Here is a 4,570-nt window from a genome sequence, read left to right as displayed (position 1 = left end):
CGCTTGAAACACTGGCGGGTGTTGCCGCCATGTCTCGTTCACGATTCGCCAAGCAATTTTTGGACGTTGTGGGGGCTACCGCCATGGACTATCTAACCGACTGGCGCATCAGCATCGCGCAGGGCTTGCTCAAACGCGGCAAGCCTTTGAAAGCTGTTGCACCTGCCGTGGGTTACTCCAATGAGAACGCGTTTGCACGAGCGTTTGCCCGGCGCACCGGGGTTTCACCCAGTAGTTGGGTTGCGGCCATTGCTCGCCCCTGATGAAAACCAATCTTCAAAGACCTCAAAAAAAACACGGATGAAGTCAGTGTATTTAACCTTTCGATAGACATTAAAACTCCTCTGCACAAAATGACAGCTAACCGGCAGTCACTTCGTGAAACCCAATGTCATCTGAGATATTCTTGAGTCAGCCACTTTTCTCCTAAGCTGCCGTCAAACCGAACGGCTGCAATGGAGGAAAACGTGGACCTGCAAGGCAGCGTGAAGAGTCGTTCGCCACGGTCAGCTTCAGTGCCATCCAATTCAGCGACTTTTCTCATGCCAGTTACCCCGGCGTTTGCATCACATTGAATCGTAAATCTGTTGGTTGACACGAAAAAACTAAAAATGGCAACGTTGTTCGCGAAATTTTCGACGTTGTCATGGATACGCTCGCTTGAGGATCACTTCTTCAACATTGAAATTGTTCTTATTCGGTCAAACACAGACTGCCATGCCGTCAACGACCGAGGCCAGCCTTACGCAGACTCAAAACGCATGGACGAACGGATTGCCATTGCGAGAAACAGTCCTTGATGTTTTCGCTCCAATATTTCAACTCAGTGCAGCATGATAAAAATCAAAAAATCCTGAGTTTCGGTGAAACATGGCTACTATGATTGCAGGGAGTCCCAGTTGGGGCCATTACTGCACTGCCCTCTGCAATTAAAGAACAAAGGCCTAAAAAATGCCTCAATTCAGTTCGACTTTTACCTGCTCGCTCAGACACAGTCCAGGGATGTCACACGCTGTCGTGTTCTCTGCCCGTATTGGCCGCCTTGCATCGGGCGTGTGCTGCCAGTTCGTCAGCCTTAGTCGGTAATCCGATTATGAATTCTGGCTACAAAGAAGAGCATCTCCGCGCCACTGTACTGCGGAAAATTTGCGACGATCAACTCACTTCGATATTGAAGCCGAGTCTTGATTCCCGATTACCGGACGTGGTCATGCATGAGCTTCACGTGCTCAAAGCCGAATTGGAGGTGCAGAACGAGGAGATGCGGTGCATGCACCTCGCGTTGGAGCAGTCTAGGAACCGCGACCGCGACCTCTACGAATTTTCCCCCGTGGGCTATCTCACACTGTCGCACGAAGGCCGCATCACTGAAGCCAACTTTGCCGCAGCAACTCTGCTGGGACAGAGTAAAAAGCATTTGTATGGTCAACCGTTTGCGCGGCACCTGATACAAAAGCACGCGGACCGCTGGCATCTGCACTTCAAACGCACGCTGCAGTCCGATGCCACACTGAGCTGTGAACTTGAGGTCAAGCGCGCTGACGCCAGCACGGTCACGGTGATTCTGGAGTCGCGTTGCAGAACACCAGATGGATCGCCGATCGTGGGCGTCACGTTAACCGACATCACAGTGCGCAAGCAGGCTGACGAAAAACTGCGCGTGAGCGACTTGGCCCTCAAGGCTGTGTCGCAAGGCGTACTGATCTCTAGCGCTGATGGTCTCATCGTCTCTGTGAATGATGCGTTCATGGCTATCACGGGGTTTGATGAATCAGAAATCCTGGGTCACACTTGCCTTTTTGTTCAGGGACCACGTACTGATCCGAAGACCGTCGCCGAAATTCGCATGGCCCGGGAAACCCTCACTTACTTCGCCGGCGAGATACTCAATTACCGCAAGGACGGCAGCGTATTCTGGAACGACTTGACGATCTCGCCAGTGCTGGATACACAAGGAATATTGACCCATTTCATTGGTATTACGAGGGACATCACGGCTCGCAAGTTGATTGAAATTGAGAAAATGAAACTCGACCAGCGCTTGCGCGATCAGCAGTTTTACACCCGCTCCCTGATTGAAGCCAATATTGACGCGCTCATCACCACTGACCCGGCGGGCATCATCACCGACGTCAACAAGCAAATGCAGTTGCTGACCGATTGCACCCGCGACGAGTTGATTGGCTCGCCGCTCAAAAAGTATTTCACCGACCCCGATCGGGCTGAGGTGGTGAATAATTTGGTGCTGATCGGTCAAAAAATAAGCAACTACGAGTTGATTGTGCGTGCCAGAAATGGCAAAGAAACCGTGGTGTCTTACAACGCTACTACTATTCACGACCGCGACCGCAACCTGCAGGGTGTGTTTGCCGCCGCCCGCGACGTGACAGAGCGCACACCCTTGGATCTGCTGTTGCAGGAGAAAAATGAGGAGATGCAGAGCGCCCGCTTGGTGACGGACCACGCCAACCGCACCAAGTAGCGCTGTTGGCTATAGCCAGCCACGACCTGCGTCAGCCTTTGGCCGCGCTGTCGCTGTATGTGGGCTGAATGTCAGAAATGGAGAAAACGTGAACCTGCAAGGCAGCGTTACCCGACTGCCGCCATTGCCAGCTTCCGGGTAAGCTGGTTTTATGATTTTTGAGGACGCTCAACGGCTGCTCATGGCAGACTTCGTCATGTCCTAAGCAGCCAGGCCGAATATTGGAATCCAGCTGTTCAATCCCGCGGTCGGGGAAAGCCAGCACTGGCGCGGTGGCTTTTGTTAGCGACGGACTGAGCAAAAGTGCGGCGCTGAAGTGGCCCGATACCGGGATGTATTGGTCTAAGGAAGCGGGACAAAATTTAATCATGATCCATGAGGTCGGTGCAAAGCCTTGAGCACTGGCTGTTGTAACCTTTTCTGGTTGAATAACAAACGGCTATGCACCTCCGGACCGGGCAACGCTGGAAATTGACATTAATCATTCGACTGACAACTTTCCACCGGCCATTCACCCACCAGCCTTGCGAGTATTTCTGCACAAGAATATGATTTATTGGCTTGTAAAAAAGGCTGGTGCGCAACGCGTTTGCGCTTGGTTTTCTTGACTTATTAGGGGTGAATCATGTTGACGCATTGGAGCCGGTGTCTCTTGGCAGGTATGGGGTTTTGCCTTGGCAGCGGCGTCAGCCTGGCGCAACACACACTGGCCGTAACGGATTTCAAAAGCGGCCCTGGCAACGGGTTGTACAGCTACGCGTCAAGCACACCAGCCACGGTGCTTGACCTGATTGACGCCCATCGACCTCGGCCTCCAGCCACGGCGCAGGGTGAATTGCTACTGCCGCCCAATGCGCCTGAAAGCACCAGGCTACCCGCCGTAGTGATGGTGCACGGCTCGGGCGGCGTTTACCCGGAACAGCTGACTTACTGGGCCAAACTGCTTAACGCGCAGGGCATCGCGGTTTTCGTGATCGACGTCTTCAGCCCGCGCGGGGTCAAGTCCACCGGCGAAGACCAGAGCCAGGTGCCGTTTGCCGCCGACACGGCCGATGCATTTGCCGCATTGGGCATGCTGGCCAGCCACCCGCGGATTGACCCGAAACGCATCGCTGTCATGGGTTTCTCACGCGGTGGCATCACGGCCGTGCGTAGCGGCGCGGTGCCCATTGTCAAGGGCTCTGCCCCAGCGGGCTTGCGCTTTGCCGCTCATGTGGCGTTGTACAGCGGTGGCTGCGCGGGTCAGCTGGCCATCGCCGCCAAGCCGGGCGCGTTCAGCCCCGAGCCGATGCTGTTTGTGCATGGTGACAAAGACGACTATGCACCCATGAGTGACTGCCGCGTCTATTCGCAGCGTATTGCTGCGGCAGGAACACCCAGCGAATTTGTGGTGCTGCCTGGTGCTGGCCACAAGTTTGACTTGGACAGCACCCGACACGTGAACCTGCCGTTAAACACCAAAACCAAAGAGGGCTGCCCGCTGGAGTTTGACCTGCTGGACCTCAAAACCCGTGACCGTCGCACCGGCGAAGCGCTGCCCCCGGGCAGGGTCAAAGACATCACCCGCGAACTCTGTGCCGACAAAGGTGCCAGCGTCCAAGGCAACACTCAGGCACGCGAGGCTGCGGGCAAGGCAGTGATCAATTTTTTAAGCAGCGTCTTCAAGTGACCCTCAAACCTGAGGCGCACACCAGCGAGCATTTAGCAACTCCTCTGACAGCAGACAAACATCAATTTTAAAAACCCCATAAAGTCATGAAGAAAAGAGTTTCAGAGAAATCTGGCTGGAGGTGCGACCATCTGTCACCAGTTTGAGTCCATGATGCTCGGCCAGCAGTTCCGTAGCCACGTGGGTTCTAGATCGAGTTTCATTTGCTTTGCTGTGTTGGAGGAATCGGGACTATCCCCAGGACCGCGTGAACAACTCATCTAGGGCGTCTGTAATTATCTGCCCCTGCTCGGAAAGTGAACCAATGCATTCTCCCAGTTGATCCAATGCAACGGATACTATATCCAGTGGATGAAGAACAACATCAATGCCCTCAACGGAAAATTTCGGATTCATTCGCGCACCAACCATTCCCGTAT

General features: G+C 54.0%; 5 protein-coding genes. 3 read left to right on the top strand and 2 right to left on the bottom strand.

Going from position 1 to position 4,570, the window contains the following annotated elements; translation table 11 throughout:
• Together WCG50_RS17680 and WCG50_RS17675 are read left to right on the top strand one after the other, a co-directional pair.
• Positions 1 to 263, top strand: a 263-nt coding sequence (locus WCG50_RS17680) for a helix-turn-helix transcriptional regulator (RefSeq protein ID WP_336900912.1), incomplete at its 5' end; no start/stop codon positions are given.
• A gap of 947 nt (positions 264 to 1,210) precedes the next feature.
• On the top strand, positions 1,211 to 2,482 hold the full coding sequence (locus tag WCG50_RS17675; RefSeq protein WP_336900911.1) for a PAS domain S-box protein: 1,272 nt from the start codon (positions 1,211 to 1,213) through the stop codon (positions 2,480 to 2,482).
• Positions 2,483 to 2,513: 31 nt separating this feature from the next.
• Here the strand turns inward: WCG50_RS17675 and WCG50_RS17670 are convergent, their stop codons facing one another.
• Positions 2,514 to 2,852 carry a hypothetical protein gene (locus WCG50_RS17670; RefSeq protein ID WP_336900910.1) on the bottom strand — a complete coding sequence of 113 codons (339 nt, stop codon included), beginning with the start codon at positions 2,850 to 2,852 and terminating at the stop codon, positions 2,514 to 2,516.
• Between the two features lie 255 nt (positions 2,853 to 3,107).
• On the opposite strand from WCG50_RS17670, the gene WCG50_RS17665 reads away from it, so the two are divergent.
• The gene (locus WCG50_RS17665; protein ID WP_336900909.1) at positions 3,108 to 4,151 is read left to right on the top strand and encodes a dienelactone hydrolase family protein; all 1,044 of its coding nucleotides are present in this window, start codon (positions 3,108 to 3,110) and stop codon (positions 4,149 to 4,151) included.
• 231 nt (positions 4,152 to 4,382) lie between these two features.
• Here WCG50_RS17665 and WCG50_RS17660 read toward each other — a convergent pair.
• Positions 4,383 to 4,570: CcdB family protein (locus WCG50_RS17660; protein WP_336900908.1), on the bottom strand; the 188-nt coding region annotated here is incomplete at its 5' end.

It is taken from the genome of Rhodoferax sp., assembly GCF_037143375.1.
Taxonomy (GTDB): Bacteria; Pseudomonadota; Gammaproteobacteria; order Burkholderiales; family Burkholderiaceae_C; genus Rhodoferax.
This window is presented reverse-complemented; position numbering and strand designations above follow the sequence as displayed.